This window comes from Flavobacterium davisii (genome assembly GCF_019565505.1).
Classification (GTDB): domain Bacteria; phylum Bacteroidota; class Bacteroidia; order Flavobacteriales; family Flavobacteriaceae; genus Flavobacterium; species Flavobacterium davisii.
Window position 1 is genome coordinate 3,170,094 of sequence record NZ_CP067378.1, and the last position, 14,666, is coordinate 3,184,759.

Sequence of the window (14,666 nt, forward strand, 5' to 3'; positions counted from 1 at the left end):
TATGATGGAACAAAAAAGTTTTCCTTTTACAGCTATCTACGGACAAGATGATTTTAAATTGGCTTTGCTCTTATGTATGATTGATCCATCATTAGGGGGCGTTTTAGTTCAAGGTGATAAAGGAACAGGTAAAACAACTACTGTTCGAGCCTTACAAAATCTAATGAAAAATATAACAACCCATTTCCCATTTATTAATTTGCCCATAGGTGCTACAGAAGATCGTGTTTTGGGTTCTATTCAATTAGAAACTTTGATCAACGATAAAAAGATAGAAGTACAAAAAGGCTTATTATCTAAAGCACATCAAGGTATTTTATATATTGACGAAGTAAATTTATTGAATGATTATTTAATAGATATTTTATTAGACGCTTCCTCTAGTGGAGGTTATTTTTTAGAACGTGATTCCATTTCTAAATGGTTGGATAGTAGATTTTGTTTAGTAGGAACTATGAATCCTGAAGAAGGTGATTTACGACCGCAATTATTAGATCGTTTTGGATTAGCCGTAACTATAAAAACACCAACTGATAAACAAACTAGAATAGAAATTGTAAACCGCCGTTTGAATTTTGATTTAGATTCAAATCTATTTTGTATCCAATTTGAAGATCAAGAAAAAAAATTAGCTGATCAAATAACAAGTGCCAGAAGAGAACTTTCAAATATTTATCTTTCTAATGAAATAAGAGAGAATATAGCCGAAATATGTATTGCTCATCAAGTGGAAGGGTTGCGAGCAGATATTTTATTAATGAAAGCGAGTCGAGCTTATGCCGCTTTTCAAAATTACAAAGAAGTAACCACCGTACACTTAGAAAAAATAGCACCTTTAGTTTTGAATCATAGAGCAAAATATTTTCCCGAAAATAATCAAGCAAAAGGAAACAAAGAAGAGAATAAAGAGAATGAAGCAGAAAATAAAGATAATGGAGCAGAAAATAGAAGTACAGAATTAAAAGATTATTTGCTACAAGCTACAGCCACAAATCAGTTTTTAAAAATTAATACCCCAGAAACTCAATCCACAAAAAGATTCGTTTTTGAGCGTCCAATTATTCAAAAAAATAAAACCCAAATTTTTGGTAAAACTTCAACAACTATTAATATACTAAATACAGTAAAAGAGTATCTAATCACTAAAAAAATTAAAATCCACTATAAAAAAACAATTTCAAAAGCCAAAATTCATTTAGTATTTTTGATAGATTCTAGTAGTTCAATGATTAAAGATCAACAAATTTCGTTTATTAAAGGAATGATTTCAGAAACACTCTTAAAATTTAAAAATAAAAAAATATGGCTTTCTGCTGTGGCACTACAAAATGGAACAGCTACAATTATTTTAAAATTTACACAAAATATAGACTATTTTATTGCGCAAATAGAACAATTACGTTCAGGAGGAAAAACAAACTTGAGGGCAGGATTCTATTTAGTAAAACAACTTTTAAAATCAAAAAACTTAGAAAAAGAAACACTTTTATATATCATGACTGATGGTAAAGTAAATGAAGGAAAAACTCAAAACCCATTTGAAGAAGCCGTTTCTTATTTTAAGACATATCTAAAAATAAATAAACACACTACAGTTATTGATACCGAAAAAGGTTTTGTAAAATTGGCTTTAGCTAAAAAATTGGCAAATCAAATGAAAGTAAATTATGAATCTATAGTTTATTAAAATAAAAGCAAAAGCAAAAGCAAAAGCAAAAGATAAATTATTGAAAAACAAGAAAGAATAAACTATTCAGAAATAAATTTAAGATATGAAAATATATACTAAGAAAGGAGATACAGGTAAAACCGGCTTATTTGGTGGAAGTCGTGTATATAAAGATGATGTTCGTGTAGATTGTTACGGAACATTAGATGAGGTAAATTCTACTATAGGTTTATTACGTGCCAAGTTAGGAGTTACACATGAATGGCAGTCGAACCTACACAAAATTCAGAAAGATATGATGGATATGATGTCCCATTTAGCACGGCCATCAGACTGTAAAAAAATAAATCCTAATCCAAAACCAGAGGATGGTCCTTTTTTTTGTGAAAATTGGATTGATGAGTTAGAATCAGCCATGACAACTAAATCAGATTATTTTTTGCTTCCGGGAGGGAATGAAATTTCAGCTCTATGTCATGTAGTACGTACACAAATACGTCGTGGAGAACGTTTATTAGTAAGTTTAATGAAAGAAGATGAAGTAGATGATTATATTCCAGCGTATATTAACAGACTTTCCGATTTATTTTTCATTTTAGGTCGTGCTGAAATGGACAAAGCAGGAGTAGCCGAAGAAAAATGGCAATTATTTTTGTATAAAAGAAAGAAACAACCCGAAGTAAAATAATAAAAATCCTTATATAAGGAGATTTAAAAAAAAGTAGTATGTAAAATGGTACTTTAAAAATATAAATTAACGTGAGTTCGATATGAAAAGCATTGGTTATTAGTGTATTACATAAGATCTTTGCGCTTCCGTTAGTGCTTTCTTTGTGTTTTTCGTTGTATAGCTATTACATAAAGTCACAAAAAGTTCCTCAAAGAAATATGAAAGAACTGTTTATTAGCAAGTTAAAAGTTTTCTTAAGTCGAACTCACGCTAAATAAATGTAATTTCTCCCTTGAGGTCAAAGTGATAAACTATGACTGGATTACGGCTTTTGCTCCTTATCTACAAGAATTTTTTGTTCCTTTTTGCCTATTCATCTCGCGCATGAAGTCTAATGCGGAATCTGCGTTAAATCAAACTAATCCCAAAAAAAATATGTGAGCCATTTATTCACTATAAAAATGATTCGGCGCTCTTGTCATCCCGACGCAAGGAGGGATCACATAAAGTAAACAACACAGCACGCTCAAAAAATGAATTAGATTATGTGACTCCTCCTTGCGTCGGAGTGACAAACAGAAAAGGGATTTATTCACTATAAAAAATGATTCGGCGCTCTTGTCATCCCGACGCAAGGAGGGATCACATAAAGTAAACAACACAGCACGCTCAAAAAATGAATTAGATTATGTGACTCCTCCTTGCGTCGGAGTGACAAACAGAAAAGGGATTTATTCACTATAAAAAATGATTCGGCGCTCTTGTCATCCCGACGCAAGGAGGGATCACATAAAGTAAACAACACAGTACGCTCAAAAAATGAATTAGATTATGTGACTCCTCCTTGCGTCGGAGTGACAAACAGAAAAGGGATTTATTCACTATAAAAAATGATTCGGCGCTCTTCATCCCGACGCAAGGAGGGATCTCATAAAGACTTTAAGGAATGAAAAGAGTTTAAAATACAACTCAACTGATTTACTAGATTATATATTACTTTTCTTTTTGAGTTCTGTATGTATCTGTTTATAAACGGGTGTTTCTAAATTATATTTTTGTCCTTCGTTAATAACATATTCAGTTAATGATTTTAATTCGTTTTTAGGCTTGTTGTTTTTAAAGTCAGTGTGCATTGATGATGTTGTTTCAAAAGGTAATGCTTTTAATTTGTTTACAGTTTTTTCTGTGATGTTGTCCGAAATAAAAATCTGTTTTGCTTTTGCTATTTGTATTACTTCTTTTATTAGTGTCGTAGTCGTTTTAAGTTTTTCATTGTCAATAATAAGTTCCCCTATAGACTTATCAAAATAAGAAGTAACCGTTGCTGTCGGTGAAATAAATATAAATTTTTCCCAAATAATTGTTGAAATATTTTTTGATAGAAATGCTTCTATGTTTGCTTCTTTTAATAAATTTTCGAGCAACAGTAATCGGTCATTAATAAGGTTGTCAAGCCCGAAATAAAGTGTTTGAATGTTACCGCTATTTTCAATTACGCCAACTTGTTTTAAACGGGAAACTATATAAGCACAACCATCTAAAACAAGGTTGTTGGGAAAAATGGTTTTAATTCGTTCTTTACTATCTACACCATTAAGCAATGGTAAAATGATGGTGTCTTGATTTATGCAAGGCTTTAATTGCTGCATAGCTAATTCAAGGTCGTAGCTTTTTGTGGCTACAATGATAAAGTCTGAAATGCCAATTTCGGTTGGATTGTCTGTAGCTAAGGTTGGTTTGGCAATCAATACATTATTTCCTTTTATTACTTTCAAACCCTTGTCTTGAATCTCTTTTAAGTGTTGTCCTCGAGCAAAAAAGTTGATTTCAATATTTTCATTATTATAAAAATGATTTGCCAAAAGTCCACCAAAGTAGCCGCCTACTCCTCCAATTCCTGCAATTAGTATTTTTGTTTTTGTCATAGTTGTTATGTTGTCTTAAAGAGTCATACAACGTCAGTCTGTGAAAAACGCACAAACATCTTCAAATTTAGTCAAAATACATCTTATAAAAAAACAGTCTTTATTCCACATCTATAAAAAGTTGTTGTAATTTTTCGATTGTTTCTGGTTGAGGATCTTTCCACATACCGCGTTGGATAGCTTCCAACATACGTTCTGTCATATCTTTTAAAGCCCATGGATTTACTTGTTCAATGAATTTTTGTTTTCGGGATTAAATAAATATTCCTGCGTAATTCCTTCGTACATGAAATCATCAATCATATCGGTAGTTGCATCATAGGCAAATAGATAGTCCATAGTGGCTGCCATTTCAAAAGCACCTTTATAACCATGTCGTTTTATACCTTCAATCCATTTTGGATTTACTACGCGTGAGCGATATACTTTTAGTAATTCTTCTTTAAGTGTTTTTACTTTTGGATTATCAGGGCGCGAATGATCACCAAAATAGATTTTGGGTTGTTTGCCGCTAATTACTTGTACAGCATTACTCAAACCGCCTTGAAATTGATAATAATCATCAGAGTCTAAGAGGTCATGTTCTCTATTATCCTGATTGTGCATTACAATTTGAAGGTCTGATAAACGTTGTTCAAAGACTTCATGTGCAGATTCTCCTATTCTGTTACTACCATAAGCATAACCACTCCATTGCATATATACTTTTGCTAAATCTTCTTTGGTTTGCCAATTTTTTTCATCAATAACAGCTTGTAATCCTGCTCCGTATGCGCCGGGTTTAGATCCAAAAACACGAAATAAAGCCCTTTTATGAGCTTTTTCATCTGTAATACCTTTGTTTATCCATTCTGATTTTTCTTTTAGAAAACGTTTTCTAATTGGATTTATCTCGGGATCTTCGTCTAATTCAGCCAATCGTTCAACAATTCTATTGAATAAAGAAATAACATCAGGAAAAGCATCTCTAAAAAAACCTGAAATGCGTAGCATGACATCTATTCTTGGTCGTTTGAGGTTTAGAGGTGAAATGATTTCAAAATCAATAACTCTTCGATTTGCTCCTTCCCAAATAGGTTTAACCCCCATTAAAGAAAAAGCTTGTGCAATGTCATCTCCTCCTGTTCGCATAGTCGATGTTCCCCAAACAGATAATCCAATAGTTTCAGGATATTCACCGTTTTCTTGTAAATAACGTTCAATAATTAAATTAGCACTTTTAACTCCTAATGTATAAGCTGTTGGAGAAGGAATAGTACGTACATCTACGGAATAAAAGTTTCTGCCGGTTGGTAATACATCTAAACGTCCTCTTGTAGGAGCTCCTGAACTTCCTGAAGGAATATATTTTCCGTTTAATCCATTTATTAAATTAGTAATTTCATTAGTAGTTTGTTGTATTTTAGGATAAGTAGTATCCATTATAAATTGTAGAACCTCATTAAAATAAAAATAACCTGTTTTGTTTTTATTTAACAAAAAAGAAGATAAACAAGTTCGCGATATATATTCTAGTTGTTCAACGACATCTCCAATAGTCCGACAATAAACTTGTTGGATTTCTTTTGGAAAAGATCAGCATAATTACATTGTAAGGGATCAAAATCTAATTTTAAATCAATTGCTAAAGCTTGTGTTATTCCTTTTGTTTTTCCTGAAGGTAAACGGTGTAAGGCAATGAGTAAATCTAATAATTGATTGTTTTCAGGAACTTTTCCAAAAATATGTAAACCATCTCTAATTTGAGCTTCTTTTAAATCACATAAATAACTATCTAGTTTTACTAATAATACGTCTATATCGTTTACAGAAGTTTTTAAATCGGTATCTAAATGTGTTTCTTGAACTAATGTTTTGATTTGTTTTTTTAAAGAAGTAGCTCGTTTATTATCCAATGTAAAGGCCTCGTAGTATTCATCTATTAGGTGTTCTAATTTTGTTAAAACACCATAATTTTCTGCACGAGTCATAGGAGGAATAAGATGATCTAAAATGATTGCTTGATTACGCCGTTTGGCTTGGGTTCCTTCTCCTGGATCATTTACGATGAAGGGATAAAAATGCGGAATGGCTTCTAGTAGTAATCTGGGATAACAGCTTTCTTTACTTAGAGCAACACTTTTACCGGTAACCATTCTAAATTTCCATGTTTGCCAACATGTATAATAGCATTTGCTTTAAAAATATGGTTTACCCAAAAATAATAGGCTAAATAATGATAACTTGGAGGTAAATCAGGTGAATGATAAATAGCTTTTTCATCTTGATTATAGCCTCTTGCAGGTTGAATGCTTATAAAGATATTACCTAATAGAAAACCTGCAATAACAAATTTTTCATCTTTACAAAAGGGAGAATTTTCTGGTTTTCCCCATTGTTTTTCAAGTTGTACTTTTAGTTTAGGTGAAAGGACGTTATAGTGTGTATAAAAGTCTTTTATTGATAATGAAACTTGAAAAGGACGAATTTGTGTAGTGTCTATATCATTCGTTATATAATGTGTTATTAGTTGAATTAATTCCGCACTGGAATTGGGAATAAAATTGCCCAAATCATATCCGTTTTCTTTAAGAGCTCGGATAATGCTTATGATACTTTCAGGAGTATCGAGTCCAACTCCATTAGCCAAACGACTATCTTTGTTTGGATAATTGGGCATGATTAAAGCAATGCGTTTTTCTGAATTTATCTTAGATTGTAATTCATGCCAACGGATTGCAAAATCTACAACAAAATCTACTCCTTCAGAGTGTGTTTCGTATTTTAAGATATCGGAATCAGTTGTTGCATCTTTACCTAAAGCTACTTTAAAAGAAACGGCTGTAGTTATAATTCGTCCATCTAATTCAGGTAAGGCTACATTTATTGCCACATCAGTAGGTGTTAATCCAAACAAATTATCTTCCCATATAGTTTTAGTACAAGACGCAAAAATAGCTTGAATGACGGGAATATTTAGTTTTTGAAAGATGAAATCATGATCGTTTTCTGTTAGTGCTTTTATTGAGAAGCTAGTGGTGTTAATGATCGAACTTAAAGGATGATTTTGAGCTTGAGTTAGTAATTCATATAATTCATCGCAAGTGTTTTTATCTCGGAGATTATTGATAAAGGCTATGATAGGAAAAAGGTTCTTTTTCTTTAACTCTTTGTAAATAGCCTGTACAGGTTCTAAATTATCGGATAAATAATGTGATTTATATACTAAAATGATGGTATTAAATGCGGTACTAAAGGCTTGTTCTTTGGTTAAGATGCCCGTTTCTAAATTATATAAAAATAAATCCGGTGTGCGTTGAGGGCTTTTATAAGTTAATTCTTTTCCTTGAAAAAAATGATGTAGAAGAAAACGTAATAGTTCTATTAAATTATCTTTTCCTCCAGCACAAAAATATTTCCAAACTAAATCGGAAATAGAGAGATTAACATTGGATAGATTTATTAATTCAAGATCTGGCGTATCATAGCCTGATAAAAAAAGTACTGGTATGTTCTTTTTTTACATTCTGTTTGGATAGATTCTATTAAATAAGGATAATAACTAATACCACCAAGTAATCTGCATATAACAAGTTTTGATTGGCCAATTACTTCTTCAACATATTTATCTATGGTTAATTCTTGTTTTAGATAAGTAAGGTTACTCATTCTTAGAGTAGGTGTTTTTGTTTTATTTAAACTCTTAATCAGTTCTTTATAAGCATTGTTTAAAGAATTTATTTCAGTATCCGCAGCAGATAAAAAAACAATATCACCTTTAGATTGTTCTATGTAAAAAACGCCGTCCTCATTAGGATTCCAGCCTCCGGGAATGGTAGGTATTAAATGCATTTATATGATTTAAAATTAAAAAATAAAAGGGGACTAAAAAGAAAGAATATTGTTTTTTTCTTAAGTTTTTTCTTGTTGATTTATGAGAAGTAACAGAAGGAATACAAACGATAATTTTATTTATTTTTAAGTCCTCTTTATTTTGAATATATTTTTAATTTAATCTTTCGTTGATAATTTCTTGTAAATTTTTATGTTTTAATTCATCTCCGATGAGAACTAAACTTGTTTTTCGGGTTTCATTTTCTTTCCATTTACGATCAAAATAGCTATCAAAACGTTTAGATACACCTTGTAAAACCATGCGCATTGGTTTTTCAGGAATATTAATAAAACCTTTTATTCTGTATATTTCATGTTCTTCAATAATTTGCTTTAGCGTTGCTATTAAAGTTTCTTGTGTATGAGGAGCCGTTATATCTACTACAACTGAGTCAATATGATCATCGTGGTCATGTTCATGTCCATTAGCGTGATCTTCTTCATGGTGTGAATGACGACTTTCTAAATCATTTTCGGCTTGAGCTCCTATGCCAAGTAGAATATCAGAACTTAGTGATCCTTTATTAGCGCTAACTATTTTTACATGAGGTCTAATTTTATTAGCAATAATAGCTTGTGTTTCTTCAAATTGGTCTTGATTAAGTAAGTCCTTTTTAGTCATCACAATTAAATCTGCACAGGATAATTGATCTTCAAATAATTCTTCAATAGGCGTTTCATGATCTAGTGAATCATCTGCTAGGCGTTGTGCTTCAACTCTAGCACGATCACAAATTTCGCCTGTTGCTTGTCCTACAGCATCAACTATAGTAACTACAGCGTCTACAGTAATTTGAGGTTTTAATTCAGGCCAATTAAATGCGTGTAATAATGGTTTTGGTAGCGCAAGACCCGAAGTTTCAATTATAATATGGTCTATAGACTCTTTTCGTTCCATTAATTCAAGCATAATTGGTAAGAATTCATCTTGTACAGTGCAACAAACACAGCCATTGTTTAGCTCTAAAATATCTTCTTCAAAACTACAGCATGATTTTAGCAATTCACCATCAATTCCCATTTCTCCAAATTCATTTACAATGACAGCTAATCGCTTTCCGTTGTTGTTTTCTAATAAGTTACGAATAATTGTAGTTTTTCCTGATCCAAGAAAACCTGTTATTATGGTTACAGGTATTTTATTTGTCATAATAGTTTTTGAAATTTATTTTTAGGTGTTAAAAGTACTATATCTGTAAGAAAAAAAATAAAAAAAATAGAGTTATTTAAAATAGAAAAAATTGAGAATATTAATACATGAGGGTATCAATAGAAAAGGGAACTGTTGCATTTTATAGCAAAGTGTATTTTTTAGAATGAGATAGAATTAGTATAACAGTGTTTTGAAAAATAAATATTTTATAAGGTTGTAATTTAACGAATTTTTTTTTGAGTAAAGGGTTTACATGGTAACTTTTGGAAGTATATCCATTACATATTCGTGCATTACCTGACGATAATCCAAATGAGTTACCATACGTAATTTTCCTTGTCCCATTGAACTTATATGTATAGCTCTACTTTTTAATTTTTCCAGAATCATTTTTTCATCCAAATAGGGATGAATAGAAAAAATGACAATATTGGTTTCTACTGGTTCTACAGAAGCTATCCAAGGTAATTGTCTTAGCATAAAAGCGAGTTCTTGCGCTCTTTTATGGTCTATTTTTAATCGTTCTACGTGATTGTCTAGAGCATAAATGCCAGCGGCTGCTAAGTAGCCTGATTGGCGCATACCTCCTCCGAATATTTTACGAATACGAAGTGCCCGTTTAATTGTTTTTTCATCTGAAATAAGCAAAGATCCTACTGGAGCACCTAATCCTTTTGAAAGGCATACAGATATTGTATCAAAAAGCTCTCCAAATTGTCTTGGAGATTGTTCTTTAGCAACTAAAGCATTCCAAATACGAGCACCATCTAAGTGATATTTGAGATTATTTTGAATGCAGACTTGTTTTATTTCTTTTAAAGTTTGAATATCATAACAAGCACCTCCTCCTTTATTTGTTGTGTTTTCAATGCTGACAAGACTGGTTTTTGGAGCATGATAAAATTCAGGATCATTAATAACTTTTTGTACTTGATTAGCGTTTATCATACCTCTTTGTCCTTCAATTAAGCTTAAAGAACAACCACTATTAAAGGCAGTACCTCCTGCTTCGTATAGATAAATATGCGACCAACGATCGCAAATAATTTCATCTCCGGTTGTGTGTTTAGTTTTAAGGCTGTTTGATTAGCCATTGTACCAGATGGAAAAAAAAGAGCTGCTTCCATTCCAAATAAATGGGCTACTTTATTTTCTAGAGCATTAACTGTTGGGTCTTGTTTATATACATCATCGCCGACTTTTGCATTGTACATAGCATGTAACATTTCTTGTGTAGGCTTTGTAACGGTATCACTTACCAAATTTATTTCCATAATTATAAAAGGATTGGTACTTTTGCTTAGGAAATGACTCTGTATTTTTACAGATAATGTTCCAAGAAAATACAAAAATAGTATTTTAATTTTTTTTAAAAACTCCAAAAATAGAAATTTATTATGACAAATGCCGATCAAATTAAAGGTATTGTAGAACGCCTAGGTGCGTTGAGGAGGTATCTTTGACATAGATGCCAAAATGATTGAAATTACAAATGAGGAAGAAAAAACATTTGCTCCAGATTTTTGGAATAATGCAAAAGAAGCTGAAATTATTGTAAGAAATTTACGTTCTAAAAAGAAATGGGTCGAAGATTATAATAAAGCAGTTGTATTAGTTGATGAACTTCAAATAGCATTTGATTTTTATAAAGAAGGGGCGTTTTCAGAGGAAGAATTAGATGATCTCTATTTTCAGTCTATTGAACATATTGAGAATATCGAGTTTCGTAATATGCTCTCTGATGAAGGTGATGTAATGAGTGCCGTATTACAAATTACAGCAGGAGCAGGAGGAACAGAAAGTTGTGATTGGGCCAGTATGCTCATGCGTATGTACCTGATGTGGGGAGAAAAAAATGGATATAAGGTTAAAGAATTAAACTTTCAAGAAGGCGATGTGGCAGGTATTAAGACTGTTACTTTAGAATTTGAAGGAGATTTTGCTTTTGGATATCTGAAGGGAGAAAACGGTGTTCATCGTTTGGTTCGTATTTCGCCATTTGATAGTAATGCTAAAAGACATACTTCATTTGCATCTGTTTATGTATACCCTTTAGTAGATGATACTATTGAAATTGAAATTAGTCCTGCTGATATTGAAATTACTACAGCACGATCAAGCGGAGCTGGAGGTCAAAATGTAAATAAGGTAGAAACAAAGGTGCAATTATTACATAAGCCTACTGGAATTCAAATACAATGTTCTGAAACTCGTTCGCAACACGATAATCGTGAAAGAGCCATGCAAATGTTACGTTCTCAGTTATATGAAATTGAGTTAAAGAAACGTCTTGAGCAAAGGGCTGATATAGAGGCAAATAAGATGAAAATAGAATGGGGGTCGCAAATAAGAAATTATGTTATGCACCCTTATAAATTAATAAAAGATGTTCGAACACAGTACGAAACAAGTGATGTAGAGGGTGTAATGAACGGTAATTTGGATTCTTTTTGAAAGCCTATTTAATGATGATGGGACAAAAAGAAGAATAATAATAAAAGAAAATATCCAATAGAAAAAAGTGGAGTCAATACGCACTTAAAGTAAAAAATAATTTTTAATGTTACATGTCTTTATTAATAAATTATAACAACTTTTTTGGATATTTTCTTTTTATGAAAAAATAAGAATTTGAATTTTAAATAAATTTAGTTTTTTTAAAAAAAAACTAAAAAATTGTAATTTTTACTTTGTATAAGAATATTTATTTAACTAATTATTAATTAAGACAATATGGCTCAATTTCTAAAGATTTATCCCCAAAACCCTAGTGAAAAAGAAATAATAAAAGTTGTTAAGGTTTTAAAAGAAGGAGGGCTTATTATTTATCCAACAGATACAGTGTATGGGTTAGGGTGTGATATTACGAATACAAAAGCGCTGGAACGAATTGCTAAGATAAAAGGAGTTAAACTAGAAAAAGCTAACTTTTCATTTATTTGTAGTGATTTAAGTCATATATCAGATTATATTAAACAAATAGATACTTCTACTTTTAAAATACTAAAAAGAGCATTGCCGTGTCCTTATACTTTTATTTTACCGAGAAATAATAGTTTACCAAAAGAGTTTAAGAAAAAAACAACAGTTGGTATTCGTGTACCAGATAATACAATAGCCATTGAAATTGTAAAACAATTAGGTAATCCTATTGTTTCTACATCAATCCATGATGAGGATGAAATTATAGAATATACAACAGATCCTGAATTAATTTTTGAAAAATGGCAAAATATTGTTGATTTAGTTATTGATGGAGGTTATGGAGATAATCATGCTTCTACTGTAATAGATTTATCCGGTTCAGAACCAGAAGTGATTCGTGAAGGAAAAGGACGTTTGGATATTTTTTAAAATAAATATTCTTATCGTATTTAGTACGTATAATTTCCCTAGTTTTTAAAAAATAAAAAAATGAAAATAGCAATAGTAGGATATGGTAATTTAGGAAAGACTTTTGCCAGTAGTTTTATTAAATCACATTTTATACGAAAAGAAGATATATTGGTTTATACACGTACATTACCTAAAATTCAAGATTGTTTCTCTATTCCTTTAGATCGTTTTTTTGTAAATAAATTTCCTTCCAATCAAGAGATAGATATTCTTATATTAGCTGTAAAACCTCAAGAATTTGAAAAAGTTGCAAGTGTTTTAAGAGGAAAATTAAATAAAGAAACAATTGTTTTGTCTGTAATGGCTGGTATTTCTATTCAAAAAATAACGCAGTTATTACAAATAGATAAAATTATACGTTCTATGCCTAATTTAGGAACGCAGATAGGGCAGGGAATGACTGTTTTTTCTGCATCAGATGCGGTTGATAGGAAAGAATTATTTATTATTCAAAATTTAATTAACACAACAGGAAAATCTATTTATGTAGAAAATGAACAAATGTTAAACCCTGCAACAGCAGTATCAGGTAGCGGGCCAGCTTATGTATTTTATTTTATGAACGCTATGATACAAGCTGCAAAAGAATTGGGATTTTCTACTGCAGAAGCTGAATTATTGGTACATCAAACTTTTTTAGGAGCCGTTAATTTACAAGCATCTTTTGGATTATCTAATGATGAATTAATAAAAAAGTAGCTTCAAAAGGAGGAACAACGGAACAAGCAATCCTAATTTTTGATGAAAATAATTTAAAGACTATTGTTAGTAAGGCTATTCAAAAAGCTAATTTAAAGGCAATAGAGTTGGGAGATTAAGTTGTTTTTTGTTTTGATAGGAATATTTTTTGATTAAAAAATAAGTTTAATAGAAGAAAACAGTAAATAGTCAAATTTAGTAAAACCTATACATAATAACAAAAAATCCCACAATTAGGGTTCTCCTTCGTGATCAAAATAACCTTTAACTTTAACTTTAGTAGAAAAGAAATTTAGAAATAGGACAACAAAAGATAAGAAAAACATTGACTGTATACTAACTAATATTTTTCCTAATAAAGAAATGGGATGAAAATCACCATATCCGATAGAATTAGATGTTATAAGACTGAAATAAATAGGCTCGAACCAATGTTTGAAAGGTTTATTCATTTGGTTACCTATAGCATATAATGCTCCAAATCCAATAACAACTTCAGCATAGTTTAAAAATAATAAGAGCATAGATCGCTTATAAGAGCGAGGTCTTGAAAATAAATCAGATGCAAATATTAAAGTTGGTATATAAAAAAAAGTTTCCAACAAAAGATAAATCATTACGCTGATTATAAATATATTATTTTGCCATCCATTTATTAATATAATAAGAGGAAAAGTAACTTTGGCTAATACATAAAAATCTATGCTAATATCTTCATATTCAAAATTTATTTTATGAACAAGCTGTTTTATATAAATTCCGAGGAAAAAGAAGCTGAGAAGAAGATAATAATAAACGAACGATTTTTTCAATACCACTATCATCCTGATGATCATTATCCCATATAGAAAGAATATTCAGTATACGTTTCTTAATAGGATCATGTTTCGGTTTATCTTTTTTATGATGCTTTCCTAAAAATAATTTTTTATAAAAGAGGGTAAATGACATAGTAAAAAATATAATTTTAAAATATTTATCTTTTAAAATATTTGTTTTTAATCCTTATAAGAAATGGAAAATGACCATGATTCTGTAAGGGATTTACAAATATACATTTTCAAACCATATTATAATTTATAAAAATCAAGTTGATTAGAATAGTTGGATTGTATGGTTTTAATTTATTTACAATATATCTTGAATTTATTAAAAAATTTTGTTTTACAACGAAGCCTAATGCGGAATTTGGGTTAAAAACAGTTCAGTCATAAAAAAATACAATTCAGTATTCATTTATTTTTTTAAAGTTTAAAGTTTTTCAATTTTGAATTGTAAAAC

10 protein-coding genes and 4 pseudogenes are annotated in these 14,666 nt (G+C 30.6%); 6 read left to right on the forward strand and 8 right to left on the reverse strand.

Translation table 11 applies throughout. The features are described 5' to 3' along the window. Position 1 precedes the first annotated feature (1 nt). Positions 2-1,687: an AAA family ATPase gene (locus JJC05_RS15055; protein ID WP_235877752.1), complete on the forward strand. Its 1,686-nt coding sequence runs from the start codon at positions 2-4 to the stop codon at positions 1,685-1,687. An 85-nt stretch (positions 1,688-1,772) separates the two neighbouring features. Further along, positions 1,773-2,357: a cob(I)yrinic acid a,c-diamide adenosyltransferase gene (locus JJC05_RS15060; protein WP_088390833.1), complete on the forward strand. Its 585-nt coding sequence runs from the start codon at positions 1,773-1,775 to the stop codon at positions 2,355-2,357. 968 nt (positions 2,358-3,325) lie between these two features. On the opposite strand, the gene JJC05_RS15065 is transcribed toward JJC05_RS15060, so the two are convergent. From JJC05_RS15065 to JJC05_RS15100, 6 genes and pseudogenes are all read right to left on the reverse strand, one after another. Continuing rightward, complete coding sequence (locus JJC05_RS15065; protein WP_105196696.1) at positions 3,326-4,264, reverse strand: ketopantoate reductase family protein; 939 nt, start codon at positions 4,262-4,264, stop codon at positions 3,326-3,328. Between the two features lie 202 nt (positions 4,265-4,466). Beyond that, positions 4,467-5,824: pseudogene (locus JJC05_RS15075) on the reverse strand (cobaltochelatase subunit CobN); the annotation flags it as partial. Continuing rightward, positions 5,776-7,754 (reverse strand): annotated as a pseudogene (locus tag JJC05_RS15085) (cobaltochelatase subunit CobN). The pseudogenes JJC05_RS15085 and JJC05_RS15075, both read right to left, overlap by 49 nt. Continuing rightward, positions 7,706-8,095, reverse strand: coding sequence for a hypothetical protein (locus JJC05_RS15090; RefSeq protein WP_235877754.1), 390 nt, complete (start codon positions 8,093-8,095; stop codon positions 7,706-7,708). The pseudogene JJC05_RS15085 and the gene JJC05_RS15090 overlap by 49 nt, the downstream one beginning before the upstream one ends. Before the next feature lie 154 nt (positions 8,096-8,249). Next, the gene (cobW, locus tag JJC05_RS15095) at positions 8,250-9,287 is read right to left on the reverse strand and encodes a cobalamin biosynthesis protein CobW (RefSeq protein WP_105196694.1); all 1,038 of its coding nucleotides are present in this window, start codon (positions 9,285-9,287) and stop codon (positions 8,250-8,252) included. Positions 9,288-9,539: 252 nt separating this feature from the next. Then, positions 9,540-10,564 (reverse strand): annotated as a pseudogene (locus JJC05_RS15100) (threonine aldolase family protein). 123 nt (positions 10,565-10,687) lie between these two features. On the opposite strand from JJC05_RS15100, the pseudogene prfB reads away from it, so the two are divergent. The 4 genes and pseudogenes from prfB to JJC05_RS19170 all read left to right on the forward strand — a co-directional run bounded on the left by prfB (position 10,688) and on the right by JJC05_RS19170 (position 13,504). After that, positions 10,688-11,782: pseudogene (prfB, locus tag JJC05_RS15105) on the forward strand (peptide chain release factor 2). A gap of 241 nt (positions 11,783-12,023) precedes the next feature. After that, positions 12,024-12,644, forward strand: a complete 621-nt coding sequence (locus JJC05_RS15110) for an L-threonylcarbamoyladenylate synthase (RefSeq protein ID WP_235877755.1) — start codon at positions 12,024-12,026, stop codon at positions 12,642-12,644. Between the two features lie 60 nt (positions 12,645-12,704). Beyond that, positions 12,705-13,385 (forward strand): pyrroline-5-carboxylate reductase family protein, encoded by a 681-nt coding sequence (locus tag JJC05_RS15115; RefSeq protein WP_258929295.1) that lies wholly within the window; start codon positions 12,705-12,707, stop codon positions 13,383-13,385. Between the two features lie 35 nt (positions 13,386-13,420). After that, positions 13,421-13,504, forward strand: coding sequence for a hypothetical protein (locus tag JJC05_RS19170; RefSeq protein WP_258929734.1), 84 nt, complete (start codon positions 13,421-13,423; stop codon positions 13,502-13,504). A gap of 114 nt (positions 13,505-13,618) precedes the next feature. On the opposite strand, the gene JJC05_RS18555 is transcribed toward JJC05_RS19170, so the two are convergent. Next, complete coding sequence (locus JJC05_RS18555) at positions 13,619-13,909, reverse strand: ion channel (RefSeq protein WP_309597357.1); 291 nt, start codon at positions 13,907-13,909, stop codon at positions 13,619-13,621. Positions 13,910-14,117: 208 nt separating this feature from the next. Then, positions 14,118-14,336 carry a hypothetical protein gene (locus tag JJC05_RS18560; protein ID WP_309597358.1) on the reverse strand — a complete coding sequence of 73 codons (219 nt, stop codon included), beginning with the start codon at positions 14,334-14,336 and terminating at the stop codon, positions 14,118-14,120. Positions 14,337-14,666 lie beyond the last annotated feature (330 nt).

Excerpts from the sequence above, each read along its gene's own strand:
- JJC05_RS18560 (WP_309597358.1), bottom strand. The coding sequence starts at position 14,336 with ATGTCATTTACCCTCTTTTATAAAAAATTATTTTTAGGAAAGCATCAT.
- JJC05_RS15060 (WP_088390833.1), top strand. The coding sequence starts at position 1,773 with ATGAAAATATATACTAAGAAAGGAGATACAGGTAAAACCGGCTTATTT.
- JJC05_RS15115 (WP_258929295.1), top strand. The coding sequence starts at position 12,705 with ATGAAAATAGCAATAGTAGGATATGGTAATTTAGGAAAGACTTTTGCC.
- JJC05_RS18555 (WP_309597357.1), bottom strand. The coding sequence starts at position 13,909 with ATGCTCTTATTATTTTTAAACTATGCTGAAGTTGTTATTGGATTTGGA.
- JJC05_RS15090 (WP_235877754.1), bottom strand. The coding sequence starts at position 8,095 with ATGCATTTAATACCTACCATTCCCGGAGGCTGGAATCCTAATGAGGAC.
- cobW (WP_105196694.1), bottom strand. The coding sequence starts at position 9,287 with ATGACAAATAAAATACCTGTAACCATAATAACAGGTTTTCTTGGATCA.
- JJC05_RS15110 (WP_235877755.1), top strand. The coding sequence starts at position 12,024 with ATGGCTCAATTTCTAAAGATTTATCCCCAAAACCCTAGTGAAAAAGAA.
- JJC05_RS15055 (WP_235877752.1), top strand. The coding sequence starts at position 2 with ATGATGGAACAAAAAAGTTTTCCTTTTACAGCTATCTACGGACAAGAT.
- JJC05_RS15065 (WP_105196696.1), bottom strand. The coding sequence starts at position 4,264 with ATGACAAAAACAAAAATACTAATTGCAGGAATTGGAGGAGTAGGCGGC.